Annotated in this window: 19 protein-coding genes; 9 read left to right on the forward strand and 10 right to left on the reverse strand. The window is 70.3% G+C overall.

The window, feature by feature from the left end; genetic code table 11:
- Positions 1-85: 85 nt before the first annotated feature.
- Positions 86-1,714 (reverse strand): bifunctional phosphatase PAP2/diacylglycerol kinase family protein, encoded by a 1,629-nt coding sequence (locus ACPW96_RS01530; RefSeq protein ID WP_425881766.1) that lies wholly within the window; start codon positions 1,712-1,714, stop codon positions 86-88.
- A gap of 405 nt (positions 1,715-2,119) precedes the next feature.
- Here ACPW96_RS01530 and ACPW96_RS01535 point away from each other — a divergent pair, with 405 nt between their 5' ends.
- Together ACPW96_RS01535 and ACPW96_RS01540 are read left to right on the forward strand one after the other, a co-directional pair.
- Positions 2,120-4,081 (forward strand): hypothetical protein, encoded by a 1,962-nt coding sequence (locus ACPW96_RS01535; RefSeq protein WP_425881767.1) that lies wholly within the window; start codon positions 2,120-2,122, stop codon positions 4,079-4,081.
- 128 nt (positions 4,082-4,209) lie between these two features.
- Positions 4,210-4,905 carry a hemerythrin domain-containing protein gene (locus ACPW96_RS01540; protein WP_425881768.1) on the forward strand — a complete coding sequence of 232 codons (696 nt, stop codon included), beginning with the start codon at positions 4,210-4,212 and terminating at the stop codon, positions 4,903-4,905.
- A 140-nt stretch (positions 4,906-5,045) separates the two neighbouring features.
- Here the strand turns inward: ACPW96_RS01540 and ACPW96_RS01545 are convergent, their stop codons facing one another.
- Genes ACPW96_RS01545 through ACPW96_RS01555 form a run of 3 tightly spaced genes read right to left on the reverse strand, consistent with a single transcriptional unit; the run spans position 5,046 to position 8,841 of the window.
- Positions 5,046-5,684: a response regulator gene (locus tag ACPW96_RS01545; protein ID WP_425819857.1), complete on the reverse strand. Its 639-nt coding sequence runs from the start codon at positions 5,682-5,684 to the stop codon at positions 5,046-5,048.
- Positions 5,681-6,850 carry a sensor histidine kinase gene (locus tag ACPW96_RS01550; RefSeq protein ID WP_425881769.1) on the reverse strand — a complete coding sequence of 390 codons (1,170 nt, stop codon included), beginning with the start codon at positions 6,848-6,850 and terminating at the stop codon, positions 5,681-5,683. The genes ACPW96_RS01545 and ACPW96_RS01550 overlap by 4 nt, the downstream gene beginning before the upstream one ends.
- Before the next feature lie 56 nt (positions 6,851-6,906).
- Positions 6,907-8,841: a M3 family metallopeptidase gene (locus ACPW96_RS01555; protein WP_425881770.1), complete on the reverse strand. Its 1,935-nt coding sequence runs from the start codon at positions 8,839-8,841 to the stop codon at positions 6,907-6,909.
- A 139-nt stretch (positions 8,842-8,980) separates the two neighbouring features.
- Here ACPW96_RS01555 and ACPW96_RS01560 point away from each other — a divergent pair, with 139 nt between their 5' ends.
- Genes ACPW96_RS01560 through ACPW96_RS01575 form a run of 4 tightly spaced genes read left to right on the forward strand, consistent with a single transcriptional unit; the run spans position 8,981 to position 12,836 of the window.
- Positions 8,981-10,465: a DUF6421 family protein gene (locus tag ACPW96_RS01560; RefSeq protein WP_425881771.1), complete on the forward strand. Its 1,485-nt coding sequence runs from the start codon at positions 8,981-8,983 to the stop codon at positions 10,463-10,465.
- The gene (locus ACPW96_RS01565) at positions 10,458-11,189 is read left to right on the forward strand and encodes an SDR family NAD(P)-dependent oxidoreductase (RefSeq protein WP_425881772.1); all 732 of its coding nucleotides are present in this window, start codon (positions 10,458-10,460) and stop codon (positions 11,187-11,189) included. Before ACPW96_RS01560 ends, ACPW96_RS01565 begins: the two co-directional genes overlap by 8 nt.
- A 21-nt stretch (positions 11,190-11,210) precedes the next feature.
- Positions 11,211-12,017: a DUF1206 domain-containing protein gene (locus tag ACPW96_RS01570; protein WP_425819847.1), complete on the forward strand. Its 807-nt coding sequence runs from the start codon at positions 11,211-11,213 to the stop codon at positions 12,015-12,017.
- Positions 12,018-12,026: 9 nt separating this feature from the next.
- Entirely contained in the window at positions 12,027-12,836 is an 810-nt protein-coding gene (locus ACPW96_RS01575; RefSeq protein ID WP_425881773.1) for an alpha/beta fold hydrolase, read from the forward strand.
- An 88-nt stretch (positions 12,837-12,924) separates the two neighbouring features.
- On the opposite strand, the gene ACPW96_RS01580 is transcribed toward ACPW96_RS01575, so the two are convergent.
- Together ACPW96_RS01580 and ACPW96_RS01585 are read right to left on the reverse strand one after the other, a co-directional pair.
- Positions 12,925-14,319, reverse strand: coding sequence for an FAD-binding oxidoreductase (locus ACPW96_RS01580; protein WP_425881774.1), 1,395 nt, complete (start codon positions 14,317-14,319; stop codon positions 12,925-12,927).
- Positions 14,320-14,328: 9 nt separating this feature from the next.
- The gene (locus ACPW96_RS01585; RefSeq protein ID WP_425881775.1) at positions 14,329-15,855 is read right to left on the reverse strand and encodes an MFS transporter; all 1,527 of its coding nucleotides are present in this window, start codon (positions 15,853-15,855) and stop codon (positions 14,329-14,331) included.
- 75 nt (positions 15,856-15,930) lie between these two features.
- Between ACPW96_RS01585 and ACPW96_RS01590 the strand changes: the two genes are divergently transcribed.
- Positions 15,931-17,001: a threonine aldolase family protein gene (locus tag ACPW96_RS01590; RefSeq protein WP_425819841.1), complete on the forward strand. Its 1,071-nt coding sequence runs from the start codon at positions 15,931-15,933 to the stop codon at positions 16,999-17,001.
- Positions 17,002-17,188: 187 nt separating this feature from the next.
- Here the strand turns inward: ACPW96_RS01590 and ACPW96_RS01595 are convergent, their stop codons facing one another.
- From ACPW96_RS01595 to ACPW96_RS01605, 3 genes are read right to left on the reverse strand one after another with little or no spacing between them, the layout of a single operon-like run.
- A complete protein-coding gene (locus tag ACPW96_RS01595; RefSeq protein ID WP_425819839.1) occupies positions 17,189-18,070 on the reverse strand; it encodes an ABC transporter permease in 882 nt (293 codons plus the stop codon).
- Positions 18,057-19,025 (reverse strand): ATP-binding cassette domain-containing protein, encoded by a 969-nt coding sequence (locus tag ACPW96_RS01600; RefSeq protein WP_425819837.1) that lies wholly within the window; start codon positions 19,023-19,025, stop codon positions 18,057-18,059. The genes ACPW96_RS01595 and ACPW96_RS01600 overlap by 14 nt, the downstream gene beginning before the upstream one ends.
- A 10-nt stretch (positions 19,026-19,035) precedes the next feature.
- Positions 19,036-20,190, reverse strand: coding sequence for a LolA family protein (locus ACPW96_RS01605; protein WP_425881776.1), 1,155 nt, complete (start codon positions 20,188-20,190; stop codon positions 19,036-19,038).
- Between the two features lie 177 nt (positions 20,191-20,367).
- Here ACPW96_RS01605 and ACPW96_RS01610 point away from each other — a divergent pair, with 177 nt between their 5' ends.
- Positions 20,368-20,961 carry an NADPH-dependent FMN reductase gene (locus ACPW96_RS01610; protein ID WP_425819833.1) on the forward strand — a complete coding sequence of 198 codons (594 nt, stop codon included), beginning with the start codon at positions 20,368-20,370 and terminating at the stop codon, positions 20,959-20,961.
- 4 nt (positions 20,962-20,965) lie between these two features.
- Here ACPW96_RS01610 and ACPW96_RS01615 read toward each other — a convergent pair whose 3' ends face one another.
- A complete protein-coding gene (locus tag ACPW96_RS01615; protein WP_425819831.1) occupies positions 20,966-21,607 on the reverse strand; it encodes an NUDIX hydrolase family protein in 642 nt (213 codons plus the stop codon).
- Positions 21,608-21,863: 256 nt separating this feature from the next.
- Between ACPW96_RS01615 and ACPW96_RS01620 the strand changes: the two genes are divergently transcribed.
- A complete protein-coding gene (locus ACPW96_RS01620; RefSeq protein WP_425881777.1) occupies positions 21,864-22,520 on the forward strand; it encodes an alpha/beta hydrolase in 657 nt (218 codons plus the stop codon).
- Positions 22,521-22,547: the final 27 nt, after the last annotated feature.

Raw genomic sequence — 22,547 nt, forward strand, 5'->3', positions numbered from 1 at the left:
TCGCGTGGCCCGCGTCGGCCCGTCGTCGCATCGCCGTACATCGGAAGGATGATTCGCCGGGCGTCGGCGGCAGGCGCGAACGGTGTCAGGAACGGGCCACGGGGATCGCTCCGCCGCTCTCCCCTGGCTCCGGGTGGGGCGCGTAGACCCGCAGCGCCGACGGCACGATCACGCACGACAGGGTGTAGCGACCGTCCTCGTCGACCGCCGGGCGGCGCTCCAGTTCGCCATCGTGTGCGTAGAAGGTCGCGCGCCCGTGCCGCGGCAGCACGTGGATCTGGATCTGCCGGGTGGTGATGTGCTCGACATCGGATGCCGGCGGGAGCAGTCGCAGCGTCCGCAGCACGGTGCGCGTCGCCTTGCCGAACGAGAGCGAGGCGACCGCCTGCAGGCGTGATCCTCGTGCGTGGAGGATCCGCACATCCAGCACGTCGTCCGACAGCGTCTGGCGCTGCATCGTCGCCACGTGCCCGGGCGTGTTGCGCCCGACGCTCGCGAACACCGACCAGACGCGCGCCTGCGTGCCGTCGAGCTCGATGTCGATGGCCTCGGCGTCGCGCAGTTCGCGCCAGGTCGCCGCGACGCCGCCGAACCACTTGCCGAGCCGCGCGCGGCGGCGGGCGCGCTGGGCGACGAAGTCGGGGTAGAGGCCGATGGATGCCGCGTTCAGCACGGTGATCGACCGGCCGGCGGTGGTCAGCTCGCCCACGCTCGCCGCGACGCCGGCGCCGGTCTGCAGCGCGCTGATCGCGACATCCACGCTGTCGATCCCCGCTGCGCGGACGAAGTGGTTGAAGGTTCCGCCTGGCAGGGCGAACAGCGGCAGGTCGAATTCGCGCGCGAGGTGGGCCATTCGGGACACCGAGCCGTCGCCACCGTAGACGCCCAGCACGCGAGGCGGATTGTCAGCGGCCATCGCCTCGCGGACGGCGGCGTCGAGCGTCTCGTCCGGCCCGAGCTCCCGCAGCACGGCCTTCGGCAGCCGCTCGGCGATCACGGGGCGCGGATCGAAGCGGATGACGGAGGTGCCGGCATCCGCATTCAGCATGATGATCACGCCTTCGCCGTCGAGCGACGCGGGAAGCAGGATCGGCTCGACGACCTGCGCGACCTCGGGTTCCGGGTCGTCGCTCAGGCGCCGTGCGGGCACGAGCAGGCGTCCGATCAGCGCCACCGTTGCCCCGATCGCCACGCCTCCGACGACATCCGAGAGCCAGTGCGCGCCCACGTGCAGGCGCGAATACGCCACGGCGGCGGCGAGGGGGCCGACGACGGCTCCCGCCGCGGGCGACTCCACGGCCACTCCGGTCGCGAACGCCGCCGCGCTGGCCGAGTGGCCGGAGGTGAAGGAGGCGGTGGAGGGGTACTTCTTGAGCTGCCGCACCGCGGGCACGTCGTGGAAGACAGGACGAGGGCCGCCGTAGATCCTCTTGACGACGAGGTCCGACAGGGCACTCGCGACCGCCATGGAGGCGACACCGCGCAGCGCACCGCGGCCGAAGCCGAGGACGAGCAGGGTGCCGCCCGCGACGTACCAGAGCACGCCGTGGTCGGCGGCGCGGCTGAGCCGTCGGTACCCCCGGTCGCGCAGGTCCCACGACGGGGAGGCGTTGATGCTGCGGTTCACGGCGCGGTCGATGCGGCGCACCCACTGGGGCAGGACGCGTGCGCGGCGGAAGGCGACCACGGGATGCCGCAGGGTGGTGAAACGCATACCCCGAGGCTAGTTGCGGCCCGAGGGCCGCCCAACCGCACGCCGCCGCCACCTCGCCGAGTTCGAGGGCCGCGCACACCTTAGGTCGGCCCATTGCCTGGGGAATCGCCAAACGCTACAGTTCGAAGCGATCCCCGAAAGCTCACGAAGACGTGTGCCAGAGGAGACATGGATGCCCGGAATCTTCCGACGGTCGGCCGAAACCCTGCCGGGACCCGCCCCGTGTCTTTCTCACGCAGTCCCATCAGCCGTCGCGTCCTGCTAAGATCCGCCACAGTCGCGGCCACTCTTGCCGCTTCGGGCGTCTTTGATGGCAAGACGGTTGCCGCCGCCGATGCGGGTCTCCCCCGCACGGCCGCCGCCGACGTGGGCGCCGCACAGTCCGCCGTCGGAGCTGGAGGCTTCGTGACCACGACGCAGATCGACCCGCGGTCGTACCTCAAGGCCGGCCAGACGTGGACCACGGTGGCTTGTGTCCGTCCAGCCATGCAGGCCGCCATCGACGAAGCGCACAAGCGAGCGCTCAGCGACCCGAACGCCGTGGTCGAGATCGTCATACCGCCCGGTGTGGGCAGGCTCACGACGAGGTCCCCGCGAGCACCGATCAATCAGTCATCCGCCGCCGTCCCGAAGAGCAGCTACGACAACCGGATCGGGTTCGGACTGCGCGCGAACCTGGCGGGGAGGATCATCTTCCGCGGTTCGGGCGGCCAGTCACGCGCGTCGGTGATCCGCTTGTCGGACAACGCGCGCAATCTGTTCTGGATCGACTCCGACACCGGCATCGCCTGGATCGACACGGCCGCGCGGGAGAGCTCCGGCGCAGTCGTGAAGCGCCCCGCGAAGCCCCTGATGCTGCGCAACGTGCTGTTCCAGGGCTTCGCCGTGGACAACAACTTCTCGACCGGGAACGGCCACATCGTGTGCGGCACGGTTCCGAGTTATGGGACCTCGCAGCGCTATGTCAGCGTGATGAACGTCCATGCCGCCGATATCGACGTGTGGGGTGTGACGCGGCCGGCGACCCCGACCGACCAGAACGCCACGAGCAAGGCGCCTTTCGTGTACGTTGCGCGCCACTTCAGCGACTACGAGGGCAACGGGGGCCCGGCCAACGGCACACTTGTGGGTCACGCGTGGAAGGGGTGGGATCTCGAAACGGTGGCGGGCCGATCGGCGGCGCATACGACGGGCTGGACATGGATGCGCAGCCTGTCCTTCAGCCAGGTCCGAGCCACGAACACCACCCGCGGCATCATCGTGATAGCCGAGAACCATGCGGCCTACTCGCACTGGGTCGATGACATCGCGATGGACAGCTGCGAGCACCGCCAGGACGCACCGTACACGTCGGCCGGATTTCCGCAGACCAGTTTTTTCATCGGAGGCAGCTGCCAGGGCGGCTCGGCTTCCGTCACATCGTGCACCTCTGTGAACGTGGGGGACGACGGCCTGGAGCTCGGAGGCATGCAGAGCGTCGTGGTCCGGGGGTTCACCAGCGTGAACGCCTGTCTCTCCGGGATCTATCTGCGCTTCGCGCAGCCGCCCCTCGACTGGACGACGACGAAGGTCGTGATCGAGGACTCCACGTTCTCCATCACCGGCGAGACGCTTCTGCCCACCCTGGGCGGCGTCTTCCGCTCCGTCCCCATCGACACGAAGTTCACGGGCGATGCCGCCCCGTACGCCCTCGGCGAGTTGCAGGTCACCCGGTGCGCGACCGTCATCGACGGCACGTATACGACCGAAGGGATCGCGAGGAAGGGCGTGATCGACAGGTTCCTCCGCAGAAACAGATACGGATGGTTCCTCATCGGCCCCGTGGTCAAGGCGTCGTACGCCAACTGCACCGCCACCCTGTCGAATGTCCTCCTCAACTCCAGCGTGTCCACCGACACCCATCAGATCGTCATGTGGCACTCGCAGCAGAAGATCCCTCCCGAACTGGGCGTCTCACCGTCCATCACGGTGACCGACTGCAGGGCAACCGTCGCCGATGTCGCAACCAACGGCGCCCGCGGAGAATTGGTGGGCGTGGCGACGCACACGATGGGATCCTCGACCACGACGCGGTTCAGGCTGGAAATGACCGGGTGCGATGGCGTTTTCACCCGGGCTGACATCGCCCGCTTGGGGTGGCTGCTGCCAAGCCTCACGCCCAACAGCTGCGTGCGGCACGTCGTCCTGGGTGTCGCCGGGATCATGACGTCGTCGACCGCCGACACGTGCGCCGGCGTCGCGGTATTCGACGAGCAGCCGGTGGCGTCCTCCCGTGTCCTCGGGATCACGACCGCCTCGTGGGGGAGCGCTCCGAAAGTGGATACGTCGGCCGGCCCGATGAACAGCCAGAACATGTCGCGGGTCTGAACGCGCGGCCCCGCCGGTCGGCGCGGCCGGCGCAAGCGGGCAGAGGAGCCCGTTGCCCGACGCGGCGGGAGTCGTTACCGTTCGAAGCGCTGTCCTTCAGACACCGCTGCGAGCCGTAGGAGCCTCACATGCCCGCCACACCGCTTCCCGCCTCGGGAGACACCCCAGCACCCCGCGCTGCCAAGACCTGCGATGCCAGCGGAATGGCCGACATCCATCGCCTCTTCCGGCAGGGCTTCGCGGAAGGACCGGACCTCGTCCGGGGAGTGCGGAACGGCGATCTCGAGCATGCCGGTGCGGTGGCGGGGCAGCTGGACCTGCTGTCCGTCGGCCTGCACTCCCATCACGAGGGAGAGGACGAGCGACTCTGGGACATCCTCGACAAGCGGGCGCCCGCCTGCTCGGCGCACGTCGCCCGGATGAAGGCCCAGCACGCCGAGATGCTCGTCAACCTGGATGCGCTCGACGCGGCCCTGCCGGCGTGGCGGGCTACGCCGGCTGCGGAGACCGCCGCGCCGGTGCTGGCCGCGCTGGACGGTATCAACGAGGCGTTGGCCGTGCACCTCGGCGACGAGGAGACGACGATCGTCCCGGTCATGGAGACGACCCTCACTCAGGCCGAGGTCGACTGGTTCGGCGAGCACGGACGCAAGTCGACACCGAAGGGCCAGCTGTGGAACCAGCTCGGCGCGATCCTCGCCTCGCAGCCGGACGGCGGCGATGCGTGGATGCACAAGAACCTGCCGGGCCCCGTGCGCCTGCTCTGGCGATGGGTGGGCAAGCCCCGCTACGAGAAGCACCGCGCCGCACTCACGGGAGGCTGAGGCGCGCGGCTGAGGCGCTCGGCACGCGCGGCTGAGCCGCCCGGCACGCGCGATCTTCGGAGAATGTCGCGATCTTCGGCCTCTCGGCAGCAGGATGGCCGAGGCAGGTCGCATTCTCCGAAGTCGATGCGCCCGCGCGATCACGTCAGGCCGTGCTCGAAGGCGAAGACCACCAGCTGCACACGATCGCGCAGGCCGAGCTTGCCGAGGATGCGGCTGATGTGCGTCTTCACCGTGGCCTCGGAGAGGAATTCGCGCCCGGCGATCTCCGCGTTGCTGAGACCACGCGCGGCGAGGGCGAAGATCTGCCGCTCGCGCTCGGTGAGGTCCAGATAGGCCGCGGGGACGGGTTGCGGCGCGGCATCCGCGAAGTGCGCGAACAGCTCGCGGGTGGCGGATGCGGCGATCACGGCGGAGCCGGAGTGCACAGTGCGGATCGCGGCGAGCAGGAACTCGGGATCGGCGTCCTTCAGGAGGAATCCGCTCGCCCCTTCCCGGATCGCGCGGGCCGCCGCCTCATCGAGGTCGAACGTGGTTAGCATCACGACGCGCGGCGGCTCGGCATCCCCGAGCAGCTCGGAGGTCGCGGCGATGCCGTCGAGCACGGGCATGCGGATGTCCATGAGCACGACGTCCGGCGCGGCGGCGCGGATCACCGCGAGGCCCTCTCGGCCGTCGGCGGCCTCGCCCACGACCTCGAGATCGGGCTGCGAATCGATGAGCATGCGGATGCCGGCGCGGAAGAGCGCCTGGTCATCGACGAGCACGACGCGGATCATGCGTCTGCCGCGATCGGGATCGTGGCCGAGAGAACGAAGACACCGTCACGTTCCGTCGCCTCGAGCCGCCCACCGGCGAGCTGCGCGCGCTCCGTCATTCCGATCAGGCCGTGACCCTGCCCGGCCGCGGGCACCGGAACGCGGGCTTGACCGACCGGGTTGCGCACCTCGAGGTCGACACGGTCGGGGTGCCACGCGAGACGCACATCCGCGCGCGACCCCGCGCCGTGGCGCAGGGCATTGGTGAGGGCCTCCTGCAGGATGCGGAACACCGCGAGCTGCACCCCGGCTCCCGGCTCGGATCGCGGGGCGGGGTCGACGTCGACGGAGACCTCGAGCCCCGCCGCCCGCACATCGGCGTACAGACCCTCGAGGTCAGCCAGCGTCGGCTGCGGTTCGATCCCCTCACTGTGCCGCAGCCTCGTCAGCAGCAGCCGCACATCGGCGAGGGCAGCCCGGGCCGTGGTCGAGATCGTGGTCAGCGCGGCCGTGGCGGCCGACGGATCGGACGCCGCGGCATACCGCGCGCCGTCGGCCTGGGCGATGACGACGGCCAGCGAGTGGGCGACGACGTCGTGCATGTCGCGCGCGATGCGAACGCGTTCCTGCTCGGCGATCGCGTCGCTCTCCGCGCGCACCTGTGCGGCGCGGTTGTCCCGCGCCCGGAAGGCCGTGCGCACCAGGGCACCGACCGTCCACGAGAGCAGGAGCGCGAACCCTGCCGCGACGAGCACGGCCAGGGCGGTCGGGATGCTGCTCCACGAGACGCCAGAGCTCCCGAGGAACGGGCCGAGCGTGAGGTAGATCGTGATCACCAGCGCACCGACGAGCGATGAGGCGAAGCCGAGCCAGAAGACGAGCCGAGTGCCGTAGGCGGCCGTGACGTAGAGCACCGCGAAGATCGCCACGTCGCTGAGGCGCGGGTTGAGCCCCGCGAGCATCTGCAGGACCGCGCCGAACCACGCGACGGCGAGCGAGATGCCCGGGGACCACCGGCGGACCGCGAGCGCGCCGGTCATCATCAGGGCGACGGTGATCCCCCATAGGGCGTCCTGGCGCACCGTCCCGAATCCGCCGAACAGCTCGTTGGAGATGGCCGCGACACCGAAGAAGGAGGCGAGCAGGATGTCGACCACCAGCTGGGTCGGCGTCAGGCTTCGGATCACGCCTTCACGCTACGGGAGCGGCCGGCCGGCGGCATCCGCCTGCAGATGTATCCCCGCTACGCGCCTGCGAGCCAGTCGCGGTACGCGTCGAAGGCGTACGGCCGGCCGAGGAAAGAGGTGACCATGTCGGCGGCGTCGCGGCTGCCGCCCCGCTCGAGGATCTCGGTGCGGTAGCGCCGCGCGACCTCCGGTTCCCTCAGGTCGCCGCCGAACGCCGACAGCAGGTCGCGGGCGATCACGAGGCTCCACTGGTAGGTGTAATAGCAGGCGCCGTATCCGGTGAGGTGCCCGAATCCGGCATAGGTGTGCGCATTCCGGAGGGGACGGATCGGCGTCGCGGCCTCGATGAGCGCCTCGGTGGCGGCCTGGAGGTCGGCGGGCCGGTCGACGTGCAGGCGATACGACACGTTCGCGTAGCCGAGCTGGCGGCGCACCTCGAGGGCCCGCCCGAAGCCGTCGGCACGCTGCATCCGCTGCACCAGATCGGCGGGGATCGGCCGGCCGTCCTCGTCCGCGGTGAAGGTCGCGAGCGTGGCGGGATCCCACGCCCACTCCTCGAGCATCTGGCTCGGCGCCTCGACGAAGTCCCACTCCGTCTCGATGCCGCTGAATCGGATCCACTTCAGGTGGCTGCCCAGGATGTAGTGCACGAGGTGGCCGAACTCGTGGAAGAACGTGACGACCTCGTCGTGCTCGAGCACCCCGCGCGAGAAGTTGCACACCAGCACGCCCTCGGGCAGCGAGCGCCCCGCGACGCCGGGCGAGAGCGTGAAGCACGCGGCGTGGTTGTACTTGCCGTCGCGCGGATGCAGATCGAGATGGATGCGGCCGAGGCGCTCCGGGGTGCCGCGGTCGCCGTCGGGAACGCGAAGCACGTCGTAGCTGAGGACATCCTCGTGCCACGCCGGCGTCTCCACCCGCACGTACTGAAGATCGAACAGCCGCCCGGTGGTCTCGAGCACGCCCGCCAGGACGCGGTCGAAGCGGAAGTACGAGCGGACGACCTGCGCGTCGACGTCGTACTCCTCGCGCTTCAGCGCGCTCATCAGGAACCAGTAGTCGGCGCTCGTGACGGCCTCGGCGTCCGGGACGTCGCGGCGAAGGCGCGCGAGCAGCCGCTCGTACTCCGCCGCGGCGGCGGGGCGGGATGCCTCTTCGAGGTGCGCGAGGAAGGCCGGGATCTCTGCCCCGGCGCCGATCATGCGGGTCTCGGTCTCGAAGTCGGCCCAGTCCGTGAAGCCGAGCAGCCGGGCGCGCTCCTCGCGGATCGCGAGCAGCTCGGCCAGCACGACGTCGTTGTCGGGCCAGCCGAGGTCGTTGTACGCCTCGAGCACCGCGGTGCGGGTGCCGCGGTCGCTCGCGAACTCGCGCACGGGCAGCAGGTCGGTGTACTCGGTCGTGAGCACCACGAGGCCGTCGTCGCCGACGGGATGCGATTCGACGAAGTCGGCTGGGAGACCTTCGAGGGACTCGGGGGCAACCCGCACCTCGCGCCTGCCGTCGCGGACGGCGCGGTTGAAGGCGAGGCTCAGCTCGGTGTCGCGGGCGGTGAGCTCCCGCACGCGCTCGCGCGACACGTCGTCGAGGTCGACACCGCCGCGGCGGAAGTCGCGCAGGATGTGATCGAGCAGCCGAGCGGCCACCTCGTGCAGGCCCTCGCGATCGGCGTCGGCGAAGACCGCCCACAGCGTGCGGTCGAGGTTGCGCTCGGCGACGAGGGCGTCGACGGCCTCCACCCGCTGCTCGGCAGCGGCCCGGATGCCGGCATCCGGGTGCACCTCGGAGAGCAGGCTGGCAGCGCTCGCGACCTCCGACCCGGCGATCTCCGCGTCATTCCAGAGGTCGAGCTTCTCGAGTGTCGTGCGCGCCGCTCCGTCCTTGAGCCGCTCGAGGATGTCGCCGGCCTCCTTCAGTCGCGCGTCGGCGCGGGTGGAGGCCAGGTCGAGCCACCCGGCGTCGTCGGCGGGCAGATCCAGAAGCGCGGCGGTCATGCCTTCGAGCCTAGGGCCGGCGCAGAAATGGGGAGCCGAGTCGCGGACCAGTACCCTGGGAAGGTAACCCGTTCACCCCGCCGCATCCCCGTCCCCCGCAGGAGGGCGGAGCGGCCCGAGCCTCGGATCGGAGGTTCCCATGTCAACTGCCCACGCCCACAACGCGAAGGCCATCATCGGCGAGCCCGAGGTCGTAGAGGACGGCTCGAACGGCTCGGCACTCGGCTCGGCGTCGACCGCCGCGGTCGAGGACAGCGCCGCCTGGCTCGCGCTCAAGGACGCGGCCATCGCGCTGCAGGGCCTGCAGGTCAAGGACGGATCGGTTCCTCCTTCGCCGGACTCCGGAATCGCGGACCCGCACGAGGTGGCGCGGGAGCGCGTCGCGACGATCGTCGCCTCGATGCGGCTGCTCGCGCCGCTTTTCCCGCACGACGCCGAGTATCTTGCCGCATCCATCGCCGACTTCGAACGATGGTCCGCGGAGGGTTTCGGGGTTCCGGACTTCTACGACTCGCTCGTCGCCTTCCAGCCGCAGAAGAACCGCGTCGACGGCATCCGCCACCTCGTCGTGTTCCCGATGTACACGCAGAACGGCTCGCAGAACCGCTTCGTCGAGGCCCTGATCGTCGAGGCGATCTGGCCCGAGTTCATTTCGGAGCTCGAGGCCGGCGACTACGGCAACAAGCTCTTCATGTCGCTGCGGCTGGTGGATTTCACGCCGGGCTACGACACCAACTCCGCCGTGCTCTTCCCCGAGACCGTCGCGATGCGCGAGATCCCGCCCTTCACGTGGGGGGCGATCTTCCAGGACCGCGAAGCGGCGCGGTTCCGGCGCGTCGTGCGCGCGGCATCCGAGATCACCCGCCTCGACCTCCCCGAGGGCGCGGCGCGGATGCTGGAGGACCAGGACCTCGCCGAGCAGACGTTCGTGATGTGGGACATCATTCACGACCGCACGCACATGCGCGGCGACCTGCCGTTCGACCCGTTCATGATCAAGCAGCGGATGCCGTACTTCCTGTACTCGCTGGAGGAGCTGCGCTGCGACCTGACCGCGTTCCGCGAGAGCGTGCGCATCCAGCGAGGGCTGGGCGCGCGGCTCGAGGCGGGCGAGCAGTTGACCGAGGTCGAGGCCGAGACGCTGGAGCACGCGGCCCTCGTGCAGTATGCGGTGATCTTCGACCGGATCTTCCGGTTCGCGATCACCGGGTCTCGGGTGCGCAACTACGACGGCGTCGGCGGTCAGCTGCTCTTCGCGTGGCTGCACCAGCGCGGCGTGCTGCACTGGACCGACACGGCGCTGGCGTTCGACTGGCCAGAGGTTCCCGAGGCCGTCGTGGCCCTGGGCGACGCGATCGACGAGCTCTACTGGCGTTCGATCGACCGGCCCAAGGTCGCGCACTGGCTCGCGGCCTACGACCTCGTCAGAGGCACACTGACCCCGAACCCCGCCTCGGCGTGGGCGCGGGGGCTGCCGGATGACGTGCTCGCGGGCGCGCCGAAGGGGTACACCGACGCGGTGCTGGACGACGAGTTCCCCCTGTCGATGTTCTTCGAGGCCCTCGAGAAGAAGATGCGCCCCGTGATCGAGTCGACGGCGGGCATCCGAGCCTCGGATGGCTGACCAGGCACCCACCGGGCTGTCGGTCTCGGGGCGCGTCGTCGTCCTCGCCGGCGGCACGAGTGCGGCAGGGCGCGCGATCGCGCGCGCCCTGCTCGCCTCGGGCGCACGGGTGGTGATCGTCGGCAGCCATCGCGACAAGCTCGAAGCGGTGGAGTCGGCCCTTCGAGAGGCTCAGGGACCCGAAGCGGGCGTGCACACCGAGCTATGCGACCTGACATCCGAGCCGGAGGTGATCGCCCTCGCGCAGCGCGTCCGAGGGCGTTTCGGGCGCGTCGACGGGCTGATCCACCTCGTCGGCGGCTGGCGCGGCGGCGGCGGGCTCGCGGGACAGTCCGACGAGGACTATCGGGCCCTCGAGGCCGGCCTCACGGCGCTGCGCCACTCCACCCGCGCGTTCGACGCCGACCTGCGGGCATCGGATGCCGGCCGCCTGGCCATCGTCTCGTCGACCGCAGTGGCCCGGCCGCTGGCCGGCGGCGCCAACTATGCCGCCGTCAAGGCGGCGAGCGAGGCCTGGACGCGCGCCGTGGGACAGGGCTTCGCCAAGGCCGCCCGGGATGCCGGCTCGGAGCTCTCCGGTGCGGCCGTGATCTTCAGAGTCAAGGCTCTGGAAGGACTCGAGGAGGAGCTTGCGGCATCCGGCGTCGCCCTCTGGGCTCAACCGGCGACCGATCTGAACGAATCCGTGATTCCGCTCGTTGTCAATGCGTCGCAGACGCAGTAGCCGCACCGCTACTGTTCGGATATGAGCAACACCGGCAAGGCCGCCGTGAGCGCGGCCCAGAATTCGACCGTCTTCCGCACACTCGCCCGAATCGGGTACGTGGTCCTCGGCATCCTCCACATCCTGATCGGCATCATCGCCATCTCGGTCTCCACCGGCTCGGCCAGCGAAGACGCTGACCAGGGCGGGGCGGTCCAGCAGATCGCTGAAGCACCCGCGGGCATCTTCCTGCTGTGGGTCATCGTGATCGGACTATTCGCGCTGGCGATCTGGCAGATCACCGAAGCGATCACCGAGCGCAACCCCGACACGAAGAAGAAGTGGGGCTATCGCCTCAAGTACATCGGCACCGCCGTCGCCTACATCGGAATCGCCATCACGGCCCTTGTCTACGCGATGGGCGGCCAGTCGGACTCGTCGCAGTCGTCGCAGAGCTTCAGCGCTCAGCTGCTGTCGACACCGGCCGGCGTCGTGCTGCTGGTGCTCTTCGGCCTCCTGATCGCCGGTATCGGAGTCGCCTTCATCGTGCGCGGCATCACCCGGGCGTTCGAGAAGCACCTCGACCTGCCGGCGGGCACCACCGGCAAGGGGATCGTCACGTTCGGCATCGTGGGCTACGTGGCGAAGGGCATCGCGATCGGTGTCACCGGCGTGCTGTTCGTCGTCGCGGCGTTCACCCGCGACCCGGCGCAGGCCGGTGGGCTGGACTCGGCGCTTCACTCGCTCGCCGTGCTGCCCTTCGGCACGGTGATCCTCTGGATCGTCGGCGCGGGGCTGATCCTGTACGGGCTGTTCTGCTTCGCGCGCGCACGCTACGCGCGGATGTGACCACCGGGGATGCCGAAGATTTCGACATCCGATGGCGTTCGCCTGAACTATCTGGAGTCCGGCGACGCCCGCGGGCGTCCCGTACTGCTCGTCGCCGGGTTCAAGGCAGCGGCGACGAGCTGGAGGCCCCAGCTCGCGTCCCTCGAGAAGGCCGGTCATCGCGTGCTGGCGCTCGACCGTCGAGGGCACGGGTCATCGGACATCGGGCCCGGCGGCGGGCACACGATGGAACGGCACGGCGCCGACATCGGCGACGCCATCCGACTGCTGGGGCTGCAGGATGCGACCGTGGTCGGGCAGTCGATGGGGGGCAATTCGATCTGGGCGCTGCTGTCGCAGGACGGGTCCGCCGGCATCCGGGATGTCGTGATCATCGACCAGACGCCGAAGATGCTCAACTCCGACGACTGGCCGTACGGCTTCTACGACTACGACGCGACGAACGCGACGACGTTCTTCGCCGAGAGCATCCCGAACCCCGGCCGCCACTCGCTCGCCTCGAAGGGTCCGGTCCGGGTGGCGCGGCTGCTGCGCGGCATGGACCTGAAGGCGGCGAAGATCCCGTTCACCCCCGCCGAACTGGAGCTGCTGAACGACCACGCCTCCCGGGACTGGCGGCCGGCGGTCGCGACCTCGCCCGTGCCGGCTCTGTTCGTCGCCGGCCGGGAGAGCGACTTCTGGCCGAGCGAGCACGCCGCGGCATCCGCCGCCCTCTCGCCGCTCGCCTCGTCGGTCGTGATCGACGAAGCAGGGCACGCCACCAACATCGAGCAGCCCAAGGCCGTCAACGAGGCGCTGCTCGCGTGGCTCTCCCGGTAGACGCAGGCTCGGGGACCGACACACGGTCGGGGACCGGCAGCCCGGTCGCGGACCGGCAGCCCGGTCGCTGAGCTTGTCGAAGCGTCGGTCAGAACGCCTTGCCGGGATTGAGGGTGCCGCGGGGGTCGAGCGCGTTCTTGATGTCGCGGTGCATCGCGAGCACCCGCTCTCCGAGCTCGGCGCGTGCACCGGGGAGCTTCAGCAGCCCGACTCCGTGCTCCCCCGTGACCGTGCCGCCGAGCGCGCGGCAGTCCTCGACGATGCGGTCGAACGCCTCCTTGGCGCGGGCCTTGGCGTTCTCGTCTTCCACGGGCGCGATGATCAGCGGATGCAGGTTGCCGTCACCTGCGTGGGCGATGGTCGCTATCACGACGTCGAACGCGGCGGCGGTGGCGCGGATGCGCCCCAGCATTTCGGGTACCGCCCTTCGGGGCACGCAGATGTCCTCGGTCAGAACGGGCCCGAGCCGCTCCAGGGCCGGATAGGCGAGCCGACGCGCCAGGAAGAGCCGGTCGACCTCTTCGGCCGCCGCCGCCTGCGCGACCGCGAGCGCTCCGGCATCCACCATGTGCGCGGCGAGGGATGCGGCGCGCTCCACGCCGACCGCTCCGGGTTCGTCGACGGTCGAAAGCAGCAGCGCGGCCGCGCCGTGCGGCAGTCCGAGCCCTTGCCACTCGTCGACGGCCCGAAGGCACGTCTCGTCGATCAGCTCGAGCGCCGAGGGGATGATGCCGGCCGCGGTGATTGCGGCGACGGCGGCGCCGGCATCCTCGAGTGAGGCGAAGGACCCGACGACGGCCCGCTCCTCACGCCCGCCGAGCGGCAGCAGCTTGAGCGTGAGCTCGGTGATGATGCCGAGGGTGCCCTCCGACCCGACGAGCAGCGCCGTCAGGTCGTAGCCGGTCGCGCCCTTCGCCGTGCGCCGGCCGAGGCGCACGACCTCGCCGTCGGCGAGCACCGCCGTCATCCCGAGCACGTAGTCCCGCGTCACGCCGTACTTCACGCAGCAGATGCCGCCGGCGTTGGTGGCCGCGTTCCCGCCGATCGTCGAGATGCGGTAGCTGGCGGGGTCGGGCGGGTACCAGAGACCATGCTCGGCCACCACGCGACGCAGGTCGTCGTTGATCACCCCGGCCTCGGTGACGACGTAGCGCTCGGCCGCATTGACTTCGAGCACGCGGGTCATGCGCTCGAGCGAGAGCACCACCGCGCCCTCGAGGGCGTTGGCTCCCCCGGAGAGCCCCGTTCCGGCGCCACGCGGCACGACGCTCAGGCCATGCGCGGCGGCGAGGCGGACGACGGCCGCGACATCCTCGGTCGTCTCGGCCAGCACGACGGCGGCCGGCCGGTGGAACTCCGCCCACTCCGCGTCGTCGTGCGCATACGAGTCGAGCACCGCCGGATCGGTGAGCACCCGATCGGCGGGGAAGGCGTCGAGGAACGCCGCCGCGATGTCGACGACGGCGGGTGCATCTGCGGGCATGGACCGACTCTAGCCACGGGGTGGCGCGGCCGAGGAAACCCCCGGGGTCGCGTCGCTGGGCTCCGCCTCGTTCGCGCCGCCGTTCCCGGCGTCCGGCTCGTCCTCCGGCTGCGCGGCGCCATACTCCTCGGAGAGCGTCCGGTACGAGCGGGTCGTGAACGCGACAAGCGCGATCACGACCATCGCCAGCCCGCTGAAGAGGAAGATGAGCGCGATGCCGCGCGCGTCGCCATCGCCCAGAAGCCATCCCCACGTCTGCCCACCGGCATCCGATTCCATGTACGGGATGATCCAGAACTCGGCGATCGGCGCGATCAGGAAGGCGGTGATCGGCGCGGCGGCCGACTCGAGCGCCGCGGCGAAGCCGAAGACCCTGCCCTGGCTCTGGAACGGAACGATCTTCTGGATCACCGTCTGCTCGGATGCCTCGACCGCCGGAATCAGACACATGTAGAGCCAGATGCCGATGGCGTACAGAGGCCACCACTCGCGGATCGTGAACAGGGCCCCGAGCACGCCCATCACGATAACCACCATCAGCATCGTGCGGATCGGGTTCTTGCCCAGGCCCCACTTCGCGATCACCAGGCCGCCGATGATGAAGCCAGTGGAGGTGATTCCCAGCACCAGTCCCCAGACCTCGACCGGGAAGAGGATGAGTCCGTACGGATCCATCAAGGCGATGTAGACGCCGCCGATCAGATTGTTGAAGGTCGAGAAGATGATGAGGGCGAACAGGCCCTGCGCCGCCCTGATGGCTCGGATGCTTCCGCGGAAGTCGATCGCCTTGGACTGCCCCTCCTCGGGTACCGGCTTCTCTTCCGGAATGCGCAGGAACGCGAGGTGAACGAGCGCGACGAGCGTGAAGACGATCGCGATGGCGAGGGTCCAGCCCATGCCCAGCAGTCCGATCGCCAGGCCGCTGAACACGCTCGTGACCATGAACGCGATGCCCTGCACGGTGCCCACGAGGCCGTTGGCGTTGGCGTGGCGCTCGACCGGGACGAGCAGGGTCACCGTCGTGGACAGGGCGATGTTGCGCATGTTCTCGATGACCGCACCGAACAGGATGATGCCGGCGAACAGCCAGAACCACGGCCCCCTGATGTCCACGAGCGCCGACTCCGGATGTAGGAGATAGAGCACGCCGGCCACGAGGAACGAGCCGAGGGTCACGAGGCTCGAGAACACCATGACGCGATGCTTGCGGTGCCGATCGACGATCGTGCCGAAGACCATCGAGAACAGCGCGACCAGCAGCATGTAGGTGCCGCCGATGATTCCCGTGGCGAGCACGGATCGCGTCTCGAGGTACACCCAGAACGTCAGCGCGAACCAGAGGAAGCTCGTGGTGACATTCGCGATCATCGTGTTGACGAGAACCTGCAGGAACGTGCGCATGCCGTCGGCGGGCGGCACCGGAGCGGCCGGGGCAGCCGGCACCGGCGGCGCGTCCGAAGCGGCCGGGGCGCTCGGCGCCGGGGGCGCGTGGCCGTGCGTGGGGGAAGGGTCGATCCGGTCGCCGTCCGAAACCATGGTGAAGAGAGTACCGACCCCCTCCGACACGGTGGAAGACCGGGGCAGGATGCCGCAGCCGTAGGCTTGAGGATCGTGACCACGCTCCACGACACTGCCCTCCGCGGCTTCGCCTCCGACAACTACTCCGGCATCCATCCCGCCGTGCTCGCGGCCCTGGCGTCGGCGAACGACGGACACCAGGTCGCCTACGGCGAGGACCAGTACACCGAGCGCCTGCAGCGGGTCTTCGCGCGCCACCTCGGCGAGGGTGTCGAGGTCTTCCCGGTCTTCAACGGCACCGGAGCGAACGTCGTCGGCCTGCAGTCGATGCTGCCCCGCTGGGGCGCCGTGATCGCGGCATCCACCTCCCACATCAACGTCGACGAGGGCGGGGCGCCCGAGCGGGTCGCCGGCATCAAGCTGCTGACCGTGCCGACCGACGACGGCAAGCTCACTCCGGAGCTGATCGATCGAGAGGCGTGGGGCTGGGGCGACGAGCACCGCGCGCAGCCTCTCGCCGTCTCGATCACGCAGTCCACGGAACTCGGCACCCTGTACTCCGTGGATGAGATCCGCACGATCGCCGAGCACGTGCATGCCCGGGGCATGCGGCTGCACATGGACGGCGCTCGCATCTCGAACGCCGCCGCATCGCTCGGCGTGCCGCTTCGCGCCTTCACCCGCGACGCGGGCGTGGACGTGCTGAGCTTCGGCGGCACCAAGAACGGGGCGATGCTCGGCGAGGCCATCGTCGTGCTCGACCCCGAGGCATCCGCTGGGCTGACCTACCTCCGCAAGCTCAACATGCAGCTCTCGTCGAAGATGCGGTTCGTGTCGGCCCAGCTGCTCGCGCTGCTCGACGGCGACCTGTGGCTGCGAAACGCCACGCACTCGAACGCGATGGCCGCGCGCCTGCGCGCCGGCGTCGAGGCGGGCCTCGCGGACGGGTCCATCACCGGCGTCGCATTCACCCAGCCGACTCAGGCGAACGGCGTCTTCGCGACGCTTCCGGACGGCGTGGCCGATCGCCTCCGCGAGTCGTTCCGGTTCTACGACTGGGACGCCTCGAAGAACGAGGTGCGCTGGATGTGCAGCTTCGACACCACCGAAGACGACATCGACGCGTTCATCGAGGCGATCGCCCGGGAAACCTCGGGGCGCTGACCTGCTCGCTCCCGGCCGGCGCGTGACGCTGGGCCCGGTCGCAGTGTGACGCTGGGTCCGTCCACGGACGACGCTCGCGCTGCACTTCTCGCCGGACGCGGCGCGAACCAACGCCGCGCCGACAGGAAACAGCAGCGCGACGCGCAGCGAGAGGCGTCACCACGAGCGGCGCCCACGACCGGAGTCGCTAGGACAGCACGTCCTTCGTGAGGAAGCGGGCGATGGCCGCCGCACCGAAGACCAGGATGTAGCCGCCCTGCAGCGCGGCGTTGGCGATGAACGAATCCCAGACGATCGGGGCGCGGAGCAGGTCGGCGAAGTCCAGCCACAGGTCGGTGAAGAGCCATGGATGCAGCGCCTCCAACTGCGGGATCGCTCCGACGATCTGCGACGCGACCGCCAGGATGGCGGTCGCCGCCATCGCGCCGATCGGCACGGTCGTCAGCGTCGAGAAGAAGAGGCCGATCGCCGAGAGACCGAGTAGCGACACCGACGCGTACGCGCCGATCAGCAGGAGGCGGAGCAGACCCTCGCCCACCGAGACCTGAACTCCCGAGAGCAGCGTCACCGGCCCGATCGGGAAGAGCGCGGCCCCGATGAGCATGCCGACAGTGACGAGCGTCAACGTCGCGGCCAGGCAGAACACCGCGGCGGCGACGTACTTGACGATCAGAAGGCGGATGCGCCCGGCCGGCGCGATCAAGAGGTAGCGGAGCGTGCCGTGGCTCGCCTCCCCGGCGATCGCATCCCCCGCCGCGACGCTCACCGTGAGGGGAAGGAACAGCGGGATGGCGACGGCCGTCGCCGCCAGCGCGACGAACAGCCCGTTGTTGGAGATCTGATCGAGGAAGGCGGGACCGCGGCCGGGGCTCGAACCCCCGACGAGGCGGATCGCGATCGCCAGCAGCACGGGGATCATCCCGAGGGCGGCGAGCATCGCCCACGTCCGCCATCGGCGGAACAGCGTGGCGATCTCGTTGCCCAGCAGGCGCAGCGTCCCCGAGCCGGTCACCTCTCCGCCCGCGGACCGGTCGGCCGCCACCGGCACCGCCACCTCAGAGGACGACATCGAAGCCCTCCCCCGTGAGCTCGACGAAGCGCTGCTCGAGGCTCGCGCCGACGACCTCGAAGCCGCGCACGCGCACTCCCCCGGTCACGAGCGCCACCACGATCTCCTCGGGGGCGCGCGAGTCGGGCATCACGCCCGCGATCCGATCGAGATCGGATGCCGCGTGCCCGCCGTCCACCTCGACCCCGAGCCGGCTGAGCACCACCCGGGCCGCATCGACATCCGGGGTGCGCACCTCGATGCGCGCACGCGCGCCCGACCGCCGGAAGTCCTCGAGCGTGCCCTGGGCGACGAGCCTGCCGCCGCTCATGACCCCCACGTGCGTGCAGAGCTGTTCGACCTCGGCGAGCAGGTGGCTGGAGACGAACACGGTCGTGCCGTCGGCGGCGAACGACCGGATCAGCGAACGCACCTCGCGGGTGCCCTGCGGGTCGAGCCCGTTGGTCGGTTCGTCGAGCACGAGCAGTTCCCGCGGCATCAGCAGCGCGTTGGCGAGGCCGAGGCGCTGCTTCATGCCGAGCGAATAGGCGTGCGCCTTCTTCTTCGCCGCACTCGAGAGCCCGACGCGATCGAGCGCGGTGGCGACACGCGCCTCGCGGGTGCCGGACGTCGAGTGCCTGTCGGCGGCATCGAATCGCCGCAGGTTCTGCTCGCCGGTCAGAAACGGCGAGAAGGCTGGTCCCTCGACGAGCGCCCCGACCCGCGGCAGCACGGAATCAAGGCCCCGCGGCATCGGAGATCCGAGCACCGTGGCTTCGCCACCCGTCGCGCGCAGCAGGCCGAGCAGCATGCGGATCGTGGTGGTTTTGCCCGACCCGTTCGGCCCCAAGAATCCGAACACGGCGCCCCGTGGCACGGCGAGGTCGACGCCGTCGACCGCCGTCTGCGCGCGAAACCGCTTCGTGAGGCCGCTGGTCTCGATGGCGAGGTCGGCCACGGAGGTCGAGGTCGTCACCGGAGGACCGTCAGCGACCGGTCTGGGCGACCTCGACGAGCCGGTCCGCCGGCACGGCGCCGGCGAGCACGCGCCCGTCGTCGGTGATCAGCACGGTGAGAAGCGAGGTCTGCAGCACCCGCCCGCCGTCCACCGCGGACGTGATGGCGTCGAGCATCTGGAGCTGCTCGGGGTCGAGGCCCTGGAGTCCCTCGGACTCGCGCGTCCCGGAAAGCTCCACGACGGCCGACCAGCCTTCGCCGACGACGGTCGGGGCCGCGGCATCCGCCTGCGCGCCCTTCGAGTGCGCCTGCGCCCACTCGTCCGGGGTCGGGAGCGGGATCTCCTCATCCACCACGGCGATGTCGTCGCCGGGCGTGAAGGTCAGTGATGCGGCATTCGGGGCGTCGAAGCTCACCCGGCTGAAGGCGATCTCGAACGCCGGCGCGGATGCGCCTCGCGCCGTGATAGAGGCTGCGAGCGCCACTCCGGTCTCGCCGTCGACCGCGAACCGCAGCTCGCCGACCAGGGTGTCCTCCGTGCGCGGCGCGAGGACCAGCTCGTACACCTCCCGTCCTGCAACGAGCGCGTCGGTGCCGACGGTGACCTCGGTGGTCTCGTCGAGCCGCGCGAGCGCATCGTCCATCACCTGATCGGGGGTCTGCACCTCATCCGGCTTCTCGCCCATGCCGTACTGCTCCGGATCGGCATCCGATGACAGCGTGAAGCGGGTGGCGGTCTGCGTCTCGCTGTCGACGTACCACGCCTCCTCGGCCTCGCCGTCGAGGTAGACGTTGCGTTCGGCCAGCGTGTCGAGCACCTGCAGGCGGGCGCGCTCGCCGTCGAGGAAGACGTTGGCGGTGTGGGTGCCCGTGGCGAGCGCGATGAAATCCTCGATGTCCGCGGGGGTCGACTCGGCTCCTGGACCGCGGTCGTTCTCGGAGCCCATCAGCCCGCCGAAGTCGGGAAGCCCGAGCTCGGAGGACTGCGCGATCGTGCCGCTCATCGCATCGACGTCGCTCGCCGCGGCGAACTCGAGCAGCTCCTCGACGGTCTTGTCCGGGAGGTCGACCGCGCCGCTGGCGGCCATCGGCACCACGACGGCCGCTCCGGCCAGGAGGGGCACGGCAATCGCTGCCGTCCATGCGAGCGCGCGGCGGTGCGAGGCGGATCGTGCGGGACTCATGGGGCAAGGCTACGCCGGTCACGGCATCCCGTCCCGGCTCCCAGAGAAGACTCAGGATGCCGCACTCCGCGCGCTCGGACGATCAGTCTTCCACTCCTCCCCGCAGCGCGGCACCCCCCTGACGACGGGCGCGAGATCGGCGATCCTGAAGGTCCGTCCAGACCACAGGAGGTCGACATGACCGAGATCATCCAGCACGAGCCGCCGTACACCGTCGGCCTCATCATCGGCAGCCTCGCGAAGGCGTCGATCAATCGCACCCTGTCGAAGGCGCTGATCCGCCTGGCACCGGAAGAGCTCCAGTTCCGCGAGATCCCCATTGGCGACCTGCCGCTCTACAGCTACGACTACGACGCCGACTACCCGCCAGAGGGCCGCGCGCTCAAGCAGGCGATCGCCGACGTCGACGCGATCCTCTTCATCACCCCGGAGTACAACAGGGCGGTCCCGGGTGCGCTCAAGAACGCCATCGACTGGGCGAGCCGGCCATGGGGCACGAACTCGTTCCGGGGCAAGCCGTCGGGGGTGATCGGCGCCTCGATCGGAGCCATCGGCACCGCGGTCGCGCAGCAGAGCCTGAAGGGCATGATGGCGTTCTGCAACTCGCCGATGTTCAATTCCGTCGAGGGGTACCTGCAGATGAAGGAAGGCCTGATCACGGATGACGGCGACGTGACGGATGAGGGGACGCGCGCGTTCCTCGCCGACTTCATGAGCCAGTACTACACCTTCGTGCTGCGGGTGCTCACGGTGGTGCCGCAGGGAGCGTAGGCGGCTACCGCAGCGCGCCGACGCTGGCCAGAGCCATGCGCACGAGGGTGCCGCGGCCGCCCTCCATCTCGGAGGCGAGCGATTCGGATGCCGCCTCGGCGGGCGACATCCACGTCACCTCCAGCGCGTCCTGACGAGGTTCGCACGTGCCGGTGACGGGCACCACGAACGCCAGCGCCACCGCGTGCTGGCGGTCGTCGTGGAACGCCGAGAGCCCCGGCATCGGGAAGTACTCGGCGACCGTGAACGGCACCGGCTGCGGCGGCAGCAGGGGGAAGGCCATAGGACCCAGGTCGTTCTCGAGGTGGCGGAACAGGGCATCCCGCACCGACTCGCCGTACCGGACGCGCCCGCTGACGAGCGAGCGGTTGATCTCGCCGAGAGGCGTGGCGCGGAGCAGGATCCCCACCTCGGTCACCGCCCCGACGCCGTCCGTGCGCACGGGCACGGCCTCGACGTAGAGGATCGGCAGCCGACGGCGCGCCTCGGCCAGTTCGATCTCGGTCAGCCAGCCGGGGTTCGAGGCGCTGCCGGGCGCCGGAGAGCCGAACGTCCCGTCGCCGAGGCCATCGGGGCGGCTGCGGCCGTTGTTCTCGTTCTCATCGTCCCGGTTGTTCGGATCGGGGTCAGGCGTGCGTACCGGCATCCCTCTTGTATACCCCAGCGTTCTGGGATGCGCGCGGCGCGGGGCGCGCGCGCGGCGCGGGCCGCCCCGCGCGGTGGGTGCAGCGGCGCGCCAGGCGGCTGTACCGCGCTCAGGCACCGTGTGGCGGGTGGGGCTCCGCGGTGGCGACCGCGGACACTCCCGTCACTCCAGCCACATCGATCCTGAATCCGGCACGCGGGCGGGCCGGAAGCGCCGGCGCCCCGGCGCTGTCAGCGGGCGGTGGCAGGATGGGCGGATGGCCGAGATCAGCTCCCTCGACGACTCCCTGGCGCTGTGGTCCGCCGAGCCGGGCGAGCGCGCCGGCCGGCCCCTGCTGGTGCTGCTGCACGGGTACGGGGCGGACGAGCGCGATCTCTTCGGGCTCGTCCCGTACCTTCCGCCCGAGTTCGTGGTCGCGGCGGTCCGTGCTCCGCTGGCGCCGCCGTGGCCGGCGCCCGGATACTCCTGGTACGCGATCGAGGGGATCGGCAACGGCGACCCGGCGACGGTCACGCTCGCCGCCCGGCAGCTGATCGGGTGGCTCGGCGAGGCCGGCCGCGACGCCGCATCCATCGGCCTGCTCGGCTTCTCCCAGGGCGCGTCGGTCGCCCTGCAGGCGCTGCGGCTCGAGCCGGCGCGATTCGGCTTCGTCGTCAATCTCAGCGGCTACGCCGCGCCCGGTGAACTGCCGGGAGACGCCGAACTCGCCGAGCTGCGGCCACCGGTTTTCTGGGGGCGCGGAACGCACGACGACGTCATCCCCGAGTTCCTCATCGCTCACACCACCGACTGGCTCCCGGGGCACTCCACCCTGAGCGGGCGGGTCTACCCCGGCCTCACGCACAGCGTGTCCGATCAGGAGCTCGCCGACGTGCGGGTCTTCCTCGACAAGCGTCTCGAAGCGACCTTGTAGAGCCCGCGCGCGCGGCGTACCGTGCGG

This window comes from Micromonospora sp. DT81.3 (genome assembly GCF_049847225.1).
In the GTDB taxonomy this organism is placed as follows: domain Bacteria; phylum Actinomycetota; class Actinomycetes; order Actinomycetales; family Microbacteriaceae; genus Microbacterium.